Raw genomic sequence first — 1,011 nt, 5'->3', positions numbered from 1 at the left:
ATCAGAATCGGCAGGATAATGAACGCCGCCGAGCTGAACATATCCAGCATGATGAACAGCGCGCTGTTGGCATCGGCCCAGCCGTAGGTTTTCACCATGCCGAGCAACCCCATCAACAGGCCGGAAGCGACGATCGCCGGGATGATTGGCACGAAGATGTTCGACAGCAGGCGGGCGATGCGCTGCAGCGGGTTGAGCTTTTTCGCCGCGATATCGGCGGCTTCGGCCTTGCTGGATTCGCTGACGCCCGCCGCCTTGATGAATTCCGCATGCACCTTGTTGACCAGCCCGGTGCCGAAGATTACCTGGATTTGACCGGCGTTGCTGAAGCAGCCTTTGACGCCGTCCAGTTTGCCGATGGCCTCTTTGTCCACCTTGCTGTCGTCCACCAGCACCAGACGCAGGCGCGTGGCGCAGTGGGCGGCGCTGGCGATGTTCTCTTTACCGCCGAGCAGCGGCAACAGCGCGTTGGCGGTTGCGGTAATGTCCATGTTGTCCCCTTGCTAAATAAAAATGCCGCCGCGCAGTTTGCGACGCAGCGTCGTGAATCGATGTCAGAAGAAATACTTGAATCTGGCGCGCATGCCGTAACGTTGATCGTTGTCGCCGTTGGCGATCTTGTTGTCGGCGTTGGCTTCCAGCAGCGACACATAGGCGCCTAAATACAGATTGAAATTCTTCATATTCATAATGTTAGGTATCTGATACGACGCGTGAACGGTATGGATGTCGTAGTTGCCCGGTTCGCTGAGCGGGTTGTGGATATCGGCGGCGATCCCGGCGGTATTGAACTCTTTGATATTGTTATGGGCATAGATATAACCCAGTTCGAAGCGCCGCCACAGCACGTTCACGCCGGCGGTGAAGTCTTGCTCGCCTGAGGCATCCAGATAGGCGGTGCTCAGGTTGGCCACCACGCCGTTATCCGGGTTGGCGGCGCTGTTGTTCCAGCTCATCGTCATGCCGTAACCGTTGCGCTTGGACTGATCGACGAAGCGGCCCTGGCTGTCC

Annotated in this window: 2 protein-coding genes; both read right to left on the bottom strand. The window is 57.7% G+C overall.

What is annotated here, in order from left to right; all coding sequences use genetic code 11:
* On the bottom strand, positions 1 to 491 hold a 491-nt coding region (locus tag AB0442_RS42700), incomplete at its 3' end, for a glucose PTS transporter subunit EIIB (RefSeq protein WP_366168882.1).
* Positions 492 to 554: 63 nt separating this feature from the next.
* Positions 555 to 1,011: carbohydrate porin (locus tag AB0442_RS42695; protein WP_366168881.1), on the bottom strand; the 457-nt coding region annotated here is incomplete at its 5' end.

Origin of the sequence: Kitasatospora sp. NPDC085895, from assembly GCF_040702125.1 — a bacterium.
GTDB lineage: Bacteria > Actinomycetota > Actinomycetes > Streptomycetales > Streptomycetaceae > Kitasatospora > Kitasatospora arboriphila.
Note: the sequence above shows the minus strand (reverse complement) of the source record. Positions and strands in the feature narration are given on the sequence as shown.